This is a genomic window from Heliomicrobium sulfidophilum, assembly GCF_057715735.1.
This window is the reverse complement of sequence record NZ_JBVTZZ010000005.1, coordinates 892,464-907,205: the sequence shown is the minus strand read 5'-3', so window position 1 is coordinate 907,205 and position 14,742 is coordinate 892,464. Positions and strand designations below refer to the sequence as shown.

Below are 14,742 nucleotides of genomic sequence, written 5' to 3'. Positions count from 1 at the left end.
GCGAGATGAAGAAATGTCTCATTTACGGGGCCAATGTGTCGGGATGGATCGCCCTGCAGATGCTCGGCGATGATCGACAGGTCATCGGTTTTATCGATCAGGCCGGAACGAGCGAGGCGCCGGGCATCAAGGGCAGGTTTCCGATTTATCAGAGTGATGACGATGCGCCGCCTTCAGTGATGCAGGAAGCGCAAGGGATACTCGTTGCCGTAGGCAACCGGACTGTCGCCGATGAGATCAGAGACCGGCTCCGGGACAAGCGTCCGGAAATGGTTGTCGAATCGGTCTATGACGAGCAGTACGCTTCCGCCTTCCTTAAGGCCCGCTATCTGCTCTTGCAGGAACAACGGAGTTTCCAGATGCCCGTCGAGCTTTACTGCGCCGTAAGAGACTATACGATGGTCAGTGAAGAGCGGTTGGACAACGTCTACCGCCTCGCCAAGGAGGCCGAGCGATCCCGCCTTCCGGGCGCTTTTGTGGAATGCGGCGTCTGGCGGGGAGGATGCGCCGCCGTCATGGCGGCCGTTGCCAAAGAGGCCGGCAACGGCCGTGTCATCCATCTCTTTGATTCTTTCGAGGGTCTTCCTGAGCCGACCGATTTGGATGGCGATCAGGCGAAAGACTACTCGGGCGGACGGAAGACAGGACGATTGGAGACCATCGGCAAGTGTGTCGGTCCCCTTGACGATGTGCGGGAATTGTTCTTCGATAGACTGGCAATCGACGAGACGAAGGTGCGCGTCCACAGAGGCTGGTTCCAGGAGACATTGCCCGATCTGGGCGATGAGATGGAGCCGATCGCAATCCTGCGCCTCGACGGCGACTGGTATGAATCGACGATGATCTGCCTGGAGCACCTCTTTCCCAGGGTCGTTCCGGGGGGATATGTGATCATCGACGATTACGGCTACTGGGAGGGCTGCCGTCTTGCCGTCCATGAGTATCTGGAGCGTCAGGGCCTGCAGGCCGATCTGATCCCCATCGATGATTGCGGTGTCTACTTCGTCAAAGGGAAGTCCTGAGGGGCGGGGAGAGATTTTGAGTAAGGACGATTTGCGCCGGTGGAGCTATCACGCCCATGGGGCCCATTACCGGGAATACGCTATCGGCGAGATGCGCGAACACGCCCAAAGCTGGCTGGACTTCGATACGGTCGGTTCCTGGTACGACTGGCGCATGTACCGCCATCTCGATCCCTTGTTGCAGGCTGGCCGGCAGGCCTGCTGGCTGACTGTCGGAGACGGCCGGTACGGCCTTGATGCCCACTATATCGTCAAGCGCGGCGGCAAGGCTGTTGCCAGCGACATCTCAGGCGACCTGCTGGAGCAAGGCAGGCAGATGGGCCTGATCACCGACTATGTGGCGCAAAACGCTGAAAATATGACCTTTGCCGATGACAGCTTCGATTATGTTTTCTGCAAAGAATCTTATCATCATTTCCCCAGGCCGATGCTGGCGCTCTATGAGATGCTCCGGGTGGCGCGAAAAGCGGTCGTCCTGATCGAACCGCTCGATCCCGCCATCCCAGGCGAGCCCCTTTTGTCTTCCAGCCGGATGGACAGAGAGGACCGCCGGTTCCCGAAACTGTCTGCCCGGGCGAGACGGATCCAGCAGCAGGAACGGAGCCAAAGAAACAGCTTCGAGACGATGGGGAATTACGTCTACACCCTGTCGGCGCGCGAGATCGAGAAAGTCGCCATCGGGATGGGACTCCCGGCGGTTGCGATAAAGCCCTTTCACAACTGCTATCTGCGGGGGATCGAATACGAAAAAAAATCGCCCGCTTCCACGCTCCTTCGCCGGTTGCGAGGGAAGAACCTGCTCCGGAACATCATAAGCCGCTTCGGCCTGTTGCCATACCCGATGGCGTCGATGATCCTCTTCAAGGAAGCGCCTCGCGTGGAGACCTTGAGGGAATTGCGGGAGAAGGGCTATCAAGTGACCCCGATGCCGGAGAGTCCGCTCCTCGGCATCATCAAAGCCTTGCCCCGGCTGCAAGGGAAGCGGGTCGTCATCTTCGGGGCCGGTTCCTTCGGGCAGCAGATGCTTGGCATATTGAAGCTGTTCCAGGTCGATGCGCAGGCCTTTATCGATAACGACCCGGCTAAGCGGGGCGGAAGCGTCATGGGAATTCCCATCGAAGAACCGGCTTCCCTCGGTCGGGGCGATTATGTGTTTATCGCTTCCACGTGGGGAGAGGCGATTCGAGGACAACTGACCGGCTTGGGTTTTACGGAAGAGGACGTCACGCTGTGCCGGTTGTGGGATTAAGAAAGTTAGGGGAAGGTCTTCATGGATAAAATCGCGTTGATCACAGGCATCACCGGACAAGACGGGGCCTATCTCGCCGAGTTCTTGCTGAACAAGGGCTATATTGTTCATGGGATCAAGCGCCGCTCGTCACTGATCAACACTGACCGGATCGATCATCTCTACCGCGATCCTCATGAGCCCGATGGGCGGTTTTTCATGCATTACGGCGATCTGACTGATTCGACCAACCTGATCCGGATCATTCAGAGCATCCAGCCTGATGAGATCTACAACCTGGCTGCCCAGAGCCATGTGCAGGTCTCCTTCGAGACGCCCGAGTACACGGCGAACGCCGACGCCATCGGCACATTGCGCCTGCTGGAGGCGATCCGGCTGCTGGGCTTGACGAAAAAAACCCGCTTCTACCAGGCGTCGACGAGCGAACTCTATGGAAAGGTGCAGGAGATCCCGCAACGGGAGACGACGCCTTTTTACCCGCGCAGCCCCTATGCCGCGGCAAAGCTCTACGCCTACTGGATCACGGTCAATTACCGGGAAGCCTACGATATGTTCGCCTGCAACGGGATCCTTTTCAACCACGAGTCGCCTATCCGCGGGGAGACCTTCGTCACCCGGAAGATCACCCGTGCGGTGGCGCGGATCAAATTGGGGATGCAGCACAAGTTGTATCTGGGCAATCTCGACGCGAAGCGGGACTGGGGATTTGCCGGCGATTATGTGCAGGCCATGTGGATGATGCTGCAGCAGGAAAAGCCCGATGACTTCGTCATCGCCACCGGTGAAGCCCACAGTGTCCGTGAGTTCGTGGAAAAGGCCATGGCCCATGCGGGGATCGAGATCGAGTGGCGGGGCAACGGCGTCGAGGAGGTCGGCGTTGACCGCGCCGATGGTCGAGTGCTGGTGGAGATTGACCGCCGGTATTTCCGGCCGACAGAGGTGGAATTTCTCTTGGGCGATCCGGCGAAGGCGAGGGAGAAGCTCGGCTGGGCGCCGAAGGTGTCTTTTCCCGAACTGGTGCGGATGATGGTGGAGGAAGATGTGAAGCTGGCGGAACAGGAACTGCTCTGCCGGAATCACGGGTATAACGTGCAAGTCAGTCATGACTGAGACGGAGGGACAGGAATGGCCGGTTTTTTCGACAAACGGCGGGTAGTGGTGACTGGCGGCGCCGGTTTTCTGGGGAGTTTCGTCGTCGATAAGCTGCGGGAACGGGGCTGCCGGGAGATCATCACGCCTCGCAGCAAGGATTATGACCTGACACGGGGAGAGGCGGTGCGCGCCCTCTACGAGGACTGCCGGCCCCATGTCGTCATCCATCTGGCGGCGATCGTCGGCGGGATCGGCGCCAACCGGTTGAACCCAGGCAAGTACTTTTACGACAACCTGATGATGGGTGTGCAGATGATGGAGGAGGGACGCCAGCGAGGACTGGAGAAGTTTGTGGCCATCGGCACGATTTGCTCCTACCCGAAGCACTGCCCCGTCCCTTTTCGAGAAGAGGACCTGTGGAACGGCTATCCGGAGGAGACGAACGCCCCTTACGGGTTGGCCAAGAAAATGATGCTCGTCCAGAGCCAGGCCTACCGTAAACAATACGGCTTCAACGCCATCTTTTTGCTGCCTGTCAACCTGTACGGCCCCAGGGATAACTTTGACCTGGAGACCTCCCATGTGATCCCGGCCTTGATCCGCAAGTTTATGGAAGCCAAGGCGAAGGGCCAATCGAGCGTGGAGGTTTGGGGAGACGGATCGCCGTCGCGGGAGTTTCTCTATGTGGAAGACGCGGCCGAAGGGATACTGCTCGCGACGGAACACTACGACGAATCGGAGCCGGTCAACCTCGGCACGGGACAGGAGATTCGGATCCGCGATCTGGTCAACATGGTTGCGGCCATGACCGGTTTTTCCGGGGAGATCATCTGGGACACAAGCAAACCGAACGGCCAACCGCGCCGCATGCTCGATACGCAAAGGGCGAGAGAGCGCTTCGGCTTTGTGGCGGCGACGCCTTTTGAGGTGGGGCTGAAACGCACCATCGACTGGTATCAGCAGTCGATACAAGGTTCCGGGACAAGGGTTTGATATGAATGTGGAGGGGAGACCTTGAAAAAGCGCCTTTCGATCATACATATCAATACCCATGACCTGGAGGGCGGCGCGGCCAAAGTCGCCTGGCGGCTGGCTGAGGGCCAGTCTGCGTCCGGCCATGACGCTGTTATGCTGGTGGGCCATAAAAACAGCAGTTCCGACTTGGCGACGCCTTTTCCGATCGATATCGACCACAGCCTCCGGGATCGGCGCCGGCAGGAGGGGCTGCTCGACTATGAGTTGCGTGGCAGCCACCGTCTGGTCGACAACCCGGTCTTCCGGCGGGCCGATGTGATCCACCTGCACAACCTGCACGGCGGCTACTTCAATCCCTTTTCCTTGCCATTGGTCAGCCAAGAGAAACCGGTCCTCTGGTCGCTCCACGATCTGCAGGCCTTTACGGGCCATTGCGCCTTTTCCTATGAATGTGAACGCTGGCGGACCGGCTGCGGAGACTGCCGCGATTTAAATAGCTACCCGAGGGTGGAGAAGGACGCCACCGCCCGGCTCTGGGCGGACAAGCGGGAAATCTATGCCCGAAGCGATATGACCCTGGTGGCATTATGCCAGTGGCAGAAAAGCCTGATGGAAGCGAGCATCCTCGGCGACAAGCCGATTGAATTGATTTATAACGGCATTGATACACAGGTCTTCCGGCCTTTTGATAAAGGGGCGGTCCGTCGACGCTACGGCATCCCCCAGGACCGGCTGGTCATCGGCTGTGTCGCCAAGGGCGGCTCTTTTGGCGACCCCCGCAAGGGCGGCCCTTATGTGGAAGCGGCCATCAAAGCGCTCCGTTCTTACCTGCCGAACCTCTTTTTCGTCAATATCGGCGGTGACGCGACGTCGAAGGAGACCGACCTGAACACCGGCCATATCGGTGATGAAGGGGAGATGGCCAGGCTCTTGTCGGCCATGGATATGTACATCTTTACCTCCCTGGCCGAGATATGCCCGCTCGTGATCATCGAAGCGATGGCTTGCGGCGTCCCGGTTGTCTCCTTTGCCACCGGCGGCATCCCTGAACAGGTGCGCGACGGGGTGGACGGCTTCATCGTCAAGTACAAGGATCTCGACGGGCTGGTCATGCGCATGAAGGAACTGGCGGAAAGACCGGATTTGCGCCGGTCCTTCGCCCGGAGCAGCCGGGAGCGCGCCGTCGCCGCTTTTGATCATAAAATCGCTGAATCCCGCTATGAACAACTCTACTACCGCTCACTGGAGGCTTTTCAAGCGAAACGAACAAAGGTCGCTTCCGAGGGAAAAGGATGGGGGCCCGAGGCGCCCTCGGTTCTCCTCTTATATAGAAGCGGCGAAAACGCGCCTGAGGCGTCGCCGACGCTGGAGAGCCTGCGGAAACAGAGCTACCCGAACAAGACCGTCATCGTTGCCGGTGACGGGGATGTCGATGTCAGCCGCTTTGACACCGATCTGGTCTGTGTGGTCGAAGAGGGGTATCTGGCAGACCGGTATTGGCTCGAAATGATGGTGGACGGGTACGACGGAGAAGACGCCCTCTTTTGCGGGCTTCGTCCCTTGAAACAAGAGGGGACTCGGTTTTACGCCGACATGTATCCCATACAAGCCTGTGACGGCCGGCTGATCGTCTATGAGTGGATGCCCGCCTGCGTGATCGTGAAAAAGGAGCATGCATCGTTCCTGGTCCAAGGGCCGGCGGGAATGACGGGACAGCGGGGATGGAAGACAAGGTGCGTCGGCGCCGGGCTGCTGGCGCTGCCCCTGGACCGGTACATGGCCGCGCTCCTTGATAAGCATCAGGGAAAGGAACTGTGGGTCTACGGTGCCGGCGTCCACACGGTTCACCTCTTCGCCCAGGTGAGACGCTTGGAGGAACAGGTGACGGCGCTGATCGACAGGGATCCGGCCAACCAGGGCAAGCGGATGGGCAAGGCGTCGGTCATGGGACCGGAGGCGTTGCCCCTTCTGGCGGAAAAAGACGCCACTGTCCTTCTCTCTTCGGCATCCTATGAAAGTGAGATTTATGACCGTCTGATGGAAATGGGATTGCCTCCCCGGCAGGTTCAACGCATCTATTATCCGTTGGGCGCTTCCTGCCGCTGAGGCGTCAGGGAGAGCAGACCCAAAAGGAGGGGAAAGGCATTGCGGATTCTCGCTATCGGCAACTTCAGCAGAGAGTATATGGCGATCCCCTGGGGGGAGCCGCTACGCCGGCATCGGCGCTTTGACAGCGTCGTCGTGGACGCCGTGCCGCTGCTGGCGGCGGGCGGCAACGACCGCTCCTACTGCCTGCAGTATATCTATTCCCTGATTCGCAACGACAGCTTTGATTATGTCCTTTTCCTCACCGAACCGTTGCTGCATCATGAGTTTCCTGACGAGTTTTTTCAGGCCCTGCGCAAGGCGGCGATCCCCCTCGTCGCCGTTCATACCGACGATGAACCGGAGTTCTGGTATGAGCGCAATCGTCCTTTCGATCATCGCTTCGACATCATCGCCAGCCATTCGAAAGCGGCGACAGAGCGGAGGCAGCAGGCCGGCTGGGGGGAGCGGGCTCTTTTTGCGCCATGGTGCTATAACCCGGAGCATATCTTCCGGATGGAGAACCGGCAGAAAAAATATGACCTGGTCTTCATCGGCAAGTACAAAAAGCTGGGCGTGACGAGCATCCTCGAAGAAGACGGCCTGATCCGGGAGCAGTCGCTCGTCCGCCTCTATCATTTTTGTCAGGAACAGGGGTTCCGTTTTCGAGTATTCGGCTACGGCTGGGACAAGCATCCCTTACTGAAGGAAGTCTACGGCGGGATGGTTACGCTGCCGGAGATGGTGGAGGTCTACAACCAGGCCAAGGTCGTCTTCAATCCCAGTTGGGCGGCAGACGGCGACTTCTCCATTCCCCAGAACAAGCTCCGCCTCTATGAGGCCGCCGGCTGCGGCGCCTTTCAACTGACCAATTACAGCCAGGCGCTCCTGGAATCGTTCCGGGAGGACGAGGAGATCGCCTTTTTCCGCAGTGACGATGAACTGCTCCATAAAGTGCTCTACTTCCTCGACCATGGGGAGGAGCGGGAAGCCATCGCCGAGGCGGGATACCGCCGCGCCCTGCGGGACCATTCGACATGGCGCCGCCTGGACAGCCTGGTCGATGCCCTGGTGAAACTCGCCCCGCCGAAGCGAAACGGGACGATCGCCCGCAAGCGCATCGCCACGGTACTGGCGGGAGCGGGGGCGGTAGGGGCCGCGAAGGCGGCAAAGGTCAACAAGGTTGCAGAGGCGGCAAAGATTTTTGAGGCAACCCCGGTGGATGACTGGTTCTCCTTTGAACGCATCGAGGAGATCAGCGTGAAGGACCGGGCGGCCTTGAAAAGCTATGATTATGTCCATGTCATCGCCGGCGATTTCAGGCGCGTTGATGTGGATGTCGATTATGAATGCCTGCAAACCAGCCTGACCGGGGATGGCGAGGCCAAGGCGCTGACGGTGCGCTCTATCGTCCAGGCGCCTGGTAGCGATCCGAACTTCGTGCAGGTGGAGAACTACAATTTCAACGGCTTTATTCTCAAGGCTGATCGTCCGAAACAGGGCCATGAATTGGAAGCAGAGGCGCAGCTTCACAAATGCCTGCCGGCCCTTGATTGGGGCGGTGAACGGCTGTTCCCGGCCAGCCTGATCGTCGCCGGCGAGTTCCTCGACCGCTGGATCGACGGTTTGCAAGGCAAGCGGCCCTTGGCGACGGGTGATTTGCCGTTGACCCACACCTACCGGATCGTCAACCGGTTTTTCATCAAGCAGGGAATGGAGTCTCTCCTGTCCCGCCAGTTTATCCTCTTTGAGCGGCTCTTCTCCAGCCTGGCGCGGCAAAAAAAGACGGTCCTGCTCTATGGCGCCCGCGGCGATCTGATTGCGCCGGTCATGGCCTATATGGGCAAGCATGGGATCCGGCTGCTCGGTTTTATCGATAAAGCGCTTGCCGGCCAAAGCGTCCAGGGTGTCCCCGTTTACGGCCGGGAAGACCTGGAGCGGTTGAATCCGGACCTGATCCTAATAACGGCCATCCATTCGGGACCGGAGATCCGCAAGAGTTTGTGTGAATATGAAAGCCGCTACGGCGTCCTTCCTCTCTACGACCTGGACGATCCGGCCTGGGAAGCCGGATTTTAAGCTCTTCTCCGGCAGCGGGTAAAGGTTTGCACGAAAGATGACGAAAACAAAACCAGAGCATAGTTTTCGCCAGCTTGATTTGGCGACGCCGCAAAGGAAGTGATCCCTTGCGCATCTTGATGGTGGGCATGCTGTCCAGCCTCTATATCAAAGACTGCTGGATCAGACCGATGAAAGCGCTCTATCGCCCTACCTTTGTCGATATCACGCCCATTCAGGCCGCCTGCCGGCGAGGGGTCCTGGAGGCATACCTCCATGAATTGCTGCGGCGGACGAGGTTTGACTGCTTCTTTTTCTACTCCGACGGCATTCAGCAGGAGCTTTCCGATGAATTTTTCGAGGCCGTCCGCCAGAGCGGGCTGCCGATTATTGCCTTTCATGCCGATGATGAACCGGAGGTATGGTACCGGAAAAACGAGCCCGTCGATCACCGCTACGATCTGATCGCCACTCACTCCCGGCGGGGGTTGCAGCGTCGTTTGGAGAAGGGGTGGGGGGAACGAACCCTATACCTGCCCTGGGGGTTCAATCCTCAGGTCTTCCGGCCCATCCCGAACAGCCCGAAGCGGTATGACGTCGTCTACATCGGTAAGAACCTGTTCAGCAACAACATCTTTTCGTCAGACCATGAGAGCTATTCGCGGCAGGAGATCCTCGTCGAACTCTATCGGCACTGCCGCGAGGCGGGATTGAACTTCCGGGTCTTCGGTTCAGGCTGGGATAAACATCCGGTGCTGCGAGACTGCAACGGAGGCGTCCTCTCGACGGAGGAGATGGTGGAGACCTATAACCAGTCGCGCATCGTCTTCAATGTCGGCTTTTCCGCTGACGGCGATCCCCGGGGCTATCAGACGAAACTGCGGCATTTCGAGGTGGCCGGCTGCGGCGCTTTTCAGATCACGAACCGCAATCCCGAACTGGCGGAATTGTTCCGGGAAGGCGAAGAGATCCTCTTCTTCGATGACCTGCAGGACCTGAAAGAGAAAGTCCGTTACTATCTGCAACATGCCGGCGAGCGGGAGGCGATCGCGGCGCGCATGGGCGAGAGCGCCCACCGCGCCCATACGACGACCCACCGCCTCCAAGCGCTCTTCGGCCGGGCGTCTCAACTCTGCCCGGAGAGCAGCGTCATAACGCAGCGGGTTAGGCTGGGCGGCGGGCCGACGACGGAAGCGGCGAGAAAGGTGAACGATGCGGGGGTGGAAGCAGCAGCAGGGACAACAGCGCCAGCGGTAACGGTCGCCCCCACTTCTCCTGATGCCCCCGGCTGCGACGGGATGGTGCGCCAGGTCTTTTTCACTGACCGCGATGAGGCGAGCCGCCTGCTGGCGGCCTGGCGGGAAGAGCCAGGCGATGACAGCCGCTATGTCCACTTTCTCGCTGGCCCTTTTGCCATCGAAAACGTGGAGTACAGCCTGGTTCGCTCCTCCCTGGAGGCTGGCCTGGCGCCGGTGATCGCTGTCCGGACCTTCCTGGAAACGCGCAAGCTCGATGACAACAAGGTGCAGCGCTGGAAGGAGAACATCTGCGGTGTCGTCGTGCCGGAGTTGCTGCCGTCGCAGGCGCTCCGACAGGAACTGAAGGAACTCGTGGGCCGGCGACTCCCCGGCTTTGTCTCCGATGAGGGGTTGCGGCCGCTGGTCAACTACCTGATCCACCCTTCCCTGGCGAAGGAGTGGCTGGCTGCCTTTCTGGCTGACGACGCCTCCCTTTTCCGCCGCTGGAAGGCGGACCATACGGGCATGATCGTCAATGACCTGCGCGTCGATGCCGTTGCAGATGGTGTCATCTGTGAACGTCCCTTTATCGAAAAGCTCCGACCGCTGCTGCGCCGTTGGCAGGAGAACGGTCAGTCGGTGATGTTCTACGGCGCTCAGGGTTTGATGGCGGCCAATGTGGCCGAGATACTGCCCGATTACCCCGGCTTGCGGTTGTTGGGCTTTGTGGACCGTCGCCTGGCCGGAAAGCAGGTCTACGGTTATCCCGTCTACGGTTATGACGATCTGGCGCGACTGCGCCCGGATCTGTTGATCATCGCGGCGGAGCAATCCGGTCCCGCCATCTACCGGAGTGTCTGCCATCTGCGCAGCCAGATGGCGATCGTGCCGCTCTATGACCTGGATGCGCCTGTTTGGGATGTCCTTTCGGTCTGACGGCCAATCGCGGAAAGGAAGTTGACGATTGCGCATTTTATTGGCGAATCTCCCCTGGCACAAGCTGCCCGAAGGGGAACAACCGGGTTGGCGCGGGATCCGCGCCGGCTCTCGCTGGCCGCACACCTTCCCTTATTACGGCGGAGACCTGATCGGCGGCTATATGCCCTTTCCCTTTTACCTGGCCACCGCCAGTTCCCTCCTGAAAGCGGCTGGGTTCGAGGTGGCTCTTCGCGATTCCATCGCCCTAGGGGAGAGCTATGACGCCTTTTACGCCTTTGCGCGGTCATTCCGGCCCGACCTGGTCGTTGTGGAGACATCGACGCCGAGCGTCAACCACGACCTGGCGGAAGCGGGGAAGCTGAAAGAGATGCTGCCGGGATTGCGCGCCATCTTCTGCGGGATCCACGCCGAATTGGAAGAGGAACGCTATTTCGCCGGGAGGCCCGAGATCGACTTTGTCCTGTACGGGGAGTATGAACGGCCGCTGCTGTCCATAGCGGAGGCGCTCCGCAGCGGCGCCGACCTGTCCCTTGTGAACAACCTCCTCTACCGGCAAGCGGGGGAGGTGCGCAAGACCGCCTGCGGGCCGCTCCCCGATTTGAAGGAGTTCCCCTGGCCGGAGCGGGATGAACGGCTGGCAGGCAGGTACGTGGATGTGGGGATTGGCCTGGAACAGCCGCAGTTGCAGATGCATGCCTCGCGGGGCTGTCCCTTCGGGTGCATCTTCTGCGTCTGGCCCCAGGTCGTCTATCGGAGCCGGCGCTACCGCAAACGGGACCCCGAGGATGTGGTCGCCGAAATCGAAGCCAATCTGAAGCAGTTCCCCTACCGGAGCATCTACTTTGACGATGACACCTTCAATGTCGACATTGCCCATGTCCTGGCGATTGCCCGGTTGATGAAGGCGAGGGGACTGCACCGCATCCCCTGGGGGGCCATGGGGCGGGCGGACCTGATGACCCGGGAGGCGCTGATCGAACTGAAAGAGGCCGGTTTGCACAGCATCAAGTACGGCGTCGAGTCGAGCGACCCCAAGGTGCTCGATGAGATCGGCAAGCGGATGCAACTGGAGAAGGTGATCGAGATGGTCGCTTTTACCCGAGAGATCGGGATCAAGGCCCACCTGACCTTCACCATCGGTCTGCCGAGCGATACGGCGAAAAGCATCGAGGGAACCATCGATCTGGCCTGCCGCCTGGATGCGGAGTCGCTGCAGTTCTCCATCGCCACGCCCTTCCCAGGGACGAAGATGTACGAGATCTATGAGCGCAAGGGCTGGCTGATCACGAAAAATTGGGCCGATTATGACGGCGCCGTAAAAGCCGTTTCCCGGACAGAACGATTCTCCGGCGAAGAGTTGGAGAACTACGTCAAGCTCGCCTACAGCCGGTGGGCCGAAGCCAAGATCCGGCGCGCCTTCGGCGCCCCGGCCTTTCAAGCGGCCTTGGCAGCGCAACTGGCGGAACGGCTCGCCCCGGGCGATCGGCTGGTCGTCTTGCAGTCGGCCAACATCAACCTCACCCTGGCTGTCGTTGCGGCGCTGAAAAAGAGCCCTTACGAGATCCATGTGCTCAGCCATGAGCGTTTTGCCCCTGCTTTTGTTCCCTTGCTCGACGAGAGCCGCCTGCATCTGTTCCGGAATACGGGTGACTTTCGCATCGATGCCCTTAAGGACCGGGCTCTTGCGTTGCGGGCGGCCCATGATTTCAAAGGCGCCGTGGTGCCCTACACCAACCCGGATGGCGCCAATTATGAAGAGGTGGAGCAGGTGGCCTTGACGGTGGCGCCGATCATCGCTGCCGGTGTCAACATGGAAGGCAGATTAATCAGGTAAAGTAGGAACATTGATGAAAAAGATTTTGCTGACCGGTTTTTCCGGCTATGTTGGCGGCATCATCGGCCGTTTTCTAGAGGGAACGGCGGAACTGCACACCCTGAGCGCCCGCTGTGCTCCGGGGGAACGGATCTGGCGCTGCGACCTTGCTGATCGAGAACAGGTGGAAGCTGTGGCGAGCGCCTTGTCGCCCGATCTGATCATCCATGCGGCAGGGTTGAAAGACATCGCTCTTTGCGAAAGGGAGCCGGCCCTCGCCCACGCCGCCAACGCGCAATCGATGCTCAACCTGCTGGAGGCTTTTCCCCGAGCTTCCCGGGTGATCTATATATCGACGGATTACGTTTTTGACGGTCATCAGGGCAATTACAGCGAGACATCCCCGACGTACCCGGCAACGGTGTACGGACAGAGCAAGCTGGCCGCCGAAAAGATCGGCATCGATTCGTCCGATCGATTCTATGTGCTGCGGCTGGCGGCGCTCTACGACAGCCGGTCCACCTTTATCCGCTTTCTGCGCGGCGCCTTGAGCCGCGGACAGTCGGTGGACTGTTACAGCGATGTCTGCTACGGCCCGACCTATTACAAGGATTTCTTGGCCATGCTCCATGGGATGATCACGAGAGAGCGGTTAGAGCGGCGGATCTATCATGTCGTCGGAGAGCCGGTCAGCCGCTACGGCTTCGCCAGGGCATATGCCGAGATTGCCCGTTTTGATCCCGACCTCGTCCGTCCATCGAAGCGGCCTGCTGACGGGTGCTTTCTCTTCCCCGAACTGTGGCTCACCGATACACTGTCCCGGAGGGAACTGGACGTTCCGAGGCTGTCCCACGGCGAGGCCTTGCGGCAGATCCACGAAGAGGAAATTCCAGCAACCTTCTAGCTTTCGTAAATACGTTGAAAAAGCAGGTGGAGGAACGGATGAGACAGGAACGCCCAGACCAACTGACCGCCACCGTCAATTTGTGGCAGCACTGCAATTTCAACTGTTCTTTTTGTCATGGCGCCGGTTCGCCTGTCCCTCGGGACTGGACCCCCTATAATGAAAAGATGGCGCGCCTGGAAGCGTTTTTTGACCGCACCGGATCGTGGCGGATCAATTTCCTCGGCGGCGAGCCGCTGATCAACCCCGCCTTCGCCGAGATGGTCTGCCGCCTCTCCGCGCGGCACAGCATTTCCATGACGACGAACGCGTCGGTGGCCTTTGACAAGCTCTTTCCCGACGAGGTGATCCGCCGTTTCGCCGATATGCGCTTCTCCTACCATCCGATCCATGAAAACCATCGCCATTATGACGAACTCTTTGAACACAACCTTGCTGTCCTCGCCAGGAATCAGGTGGATTGCGTCGTCATCTATGTGTTGCTTCCCGAACGGATCCGCAACTATGAGGCGCTCGTCAAGCGCTTTCAGAAGTACGGCGTCCGGATGGGGCCCAACCGCCTCATCGGCGAACATAAGGGCAAGTTGTACCCACAGGCGTATACAGAGGAAGAAAAAGCCTGGCTGGAAAACTGTTTTCACGATGTCCACAGCCGCTACATGAGCGAGCACGGCTTCCATCATCCCACCATGCGCCCTTGCCGCGCCGGTTTTACCCGGTTTAATATGTTTCTGGACAGCGGCCGCATAACGCCCTGCGAACATCAGAATTTCCGGGAGGTCTTCAATTTTCTCCGCGACGAGCCGGAGACCTTCGCCGGCAAAAGACTGACACAGCCGCAACGCTGTCCCATGCGGACATGTTACTGCGGTTTCCACATGGACCAGGAGGAATTCCTCGCCACACAGGACAAGTTTGATCTGAACAACTACCCCGGCTGGCTCCAGGTGTGCAGCCTGTCGCCGGAGGGAGAGGCTTACTGGGCCGAACAGGAGCAGACCTTTGTCCATCGCCTGCAGGAAGCCTTGCAGGGGAGACAGGTGTACATCTGGGGCGCCGGCGTGCATACGCAAAAACTGTTGGCCATCCTGGAACGAAAAGGCTTCCCCCTGGAGGCCATCAACGGTGTCGTCGATTCCAATCCGCGCAAAGACGGAACGAGCCTGAACGGACACCCCGTTTTCTTTAAGGAGCGCTTTTTGGCGGAATTGGCGGATCGGTGCACCGATATCATCATCTCCTCGGCCACCTTCGAAGATGAGATCTATGCGCAGCTCCATCCACTCTTGGGGGAGCGGGTGAACCTCATCCGCCTCTACAACGGAGATCTGGGCTGCATGGCGCCGATCTGATAGGTGATGGAAAAG

General features: G+C 59.4%; 10 protein-coding genes. All 10 read left to right on the top strand.

Annotation, left to right across the window (positions count from 1 at the left end):
* The first annotated feature begins 5 nt into the window (after positions 1-5).
* The 10 genes from AC0CW1_RS10045 to AC0CW1_RS10000 all read left to right on the top strand — a co-directional run bounded on the left by AC0CW1_RS10045 (position 6) and on the right by AC0CW1_RS10000 (position 14,727).
* Positions 6-1,022 (top strand): TylF/MycF/NovP-related O-methyltransferase, encoded by a 1,017-nt coding sequence (locus AC0CW1_RS10045; protein WP_488182922.1) that lies wholly within the window; start codon positions 6-8, stop codon positions 1,020-1,022.
* Positions 1,023-1,038: 16 nt separating this feature from the next.
* Positions 1,039-2,271 carry a class I SAM-dependent methyltransferase gene (locus tag AC0CW1_RS10040; RefSeq protein WP_488182921.1) on the top strand — a complete coding sequence of 411 codons (1,233 nt, stop codon included), beginning with the start codon at positions 1,039-1,041 and terminating at the stop codon, positions 2,269-2,271.
* A 21-nt stretch (positions 2,272-2,292) separates the two neighbouring features.
* Positions 2,293-3,381, top strand: a complete 1,089-nt coding sequence (gene gmd, locus AC0CW1_RS10035; RefSeq protein WP_488182920.1) for a GDP-mannose 4,6-dehydratase — start codon at positions 2,293-2,295, stop codon at positions 3,379-3,381.
* Between the two features lie 15 nt (positions 3,382-3,396).
* Positions 3,397-4,356: a GDP-L-fucose synthase family protein gene (locus tag AC0CW1_RS10030; RefSeq protein ID WP_488182919.1), complete on the top strand. Its 960-nt coding sequence runs from the start codon at positions 3,397-3,399 to the stop codon at positions 4,354-4,356.
* A gap of 21 nt (positions 4,357-4,377) precedes the next feature.
* Entirely contained in the window at positions 4,378-6,444 is a 2,067-nt protein-coding gene (locus tag AC0CW1_RS10025; protein WP_488182918.1) for a glycosyltransferase family 4 protein, read from the top strand.
* A gap of 39 nt (positions 6,445-6,483) precedes the next feature.
* The gene (locus AC0CW1_RS10020; protein WP_161256914.1) at positions 6,484-8,502 is read left to right on the top strand and encodes a glycosyltransferase; all 2,019 of its coding nucleotides are present in this window, start codon (positions 6,484-6,486) and stop codon (positions 8,500-8,502) included.
* Between the two features lie 107 nt (positions 8,503-8,609).
* Positions 8,610-10,655 carry a glycosyltransferase family protein gene (locus tag AC0CW1_RS10015; protein ID WP_488182917.1) on the top strand — a complete coding sequence of 682 codons (2,046 nt, stop codon included), beginning with the start codon at positions 8,610-8,612 and terminating at the stop codon, positions 10,653-10,655.
* 28 nt (positions 10,656-10,683) lie between these two features.
* Positions 10,684-12,492, top strand: a complete 1,809-nt coding sequence (locus AC0CW1_RS10010) for a B12-binding domain-containing radical SAM protein (RefSeq protein ID WP_488182916.1) — start codon at positions 10,684-10,686, stop codon at positions 12,490-12,492.
* Positions 12,493-12,505: 13 nt separating this feature from the next.
* The gene (locus AC0CW1_RS10005) at positions 12,506-13,375 is read left to right on the top strand and encodes an SDR family oxidoreductase (RefSeq protein WP_488182915.1); all 870 of its coding nucleotides are present in this window, start codon (positions 12,506-12,508) and stop codon (positions 13,373-13,375) included.
* Positions 13,376-13,413: 38 nt separating this feature from the next.
* Positions 13,414-14,727 carry a radical SAM protein gene (locus AC0CW1_RS10000; protein ID WP_488182913.1) on the top strand — a complete coding sequence of 438 codons (1,314 nt, stop codon included), beginning with the start codon at positions 13,414-13,416 and terminating at the stop codon, positions 14,725-14,727.
* Positions 14,728-14,742 lie beyond the last annotated feature (15 nt).

Excerpts from the sequence above, each read along its gene's own strand:
- AC0CW1_RS10045 (WP_488182922.1), top strand. The coding sequence starts at position 6 with ATGAAGAAATGTCTCATTTACGGGGCCAATGTGTCGGGATGGATCGCC.
- gmd (WP_488182920.1), top strand. The coding sequence starts at position 2,293 with ATGGATAAAATCGCGTTGATCACAGGCATCACCGGACAAGACGGGGCC.
- AC0CW1_RS10030 (WP_488182919.1), top strand. The coding sequence starts at position 3,397 with ATGGCCGGTTTTTTCGACAAACGGCGGGTAGTGGTGACTGGCGGCGCC.
- AC0CW1_RS10005 (WP_488182915.1), top strand. The coding sequence starts at position 12,506 with ATGAAAAAGATTTTGCTGACCGGTTTTTCCGGCTATGTTGGCGGCATC.
- AC0CW1_RS10000 (WP_488182913.1), top strand. The coding sequence starts at position 13,414 with ATGAGACAGGAACGCCCAGACCAACTGACCGCCACCGTCAATTTGTGG.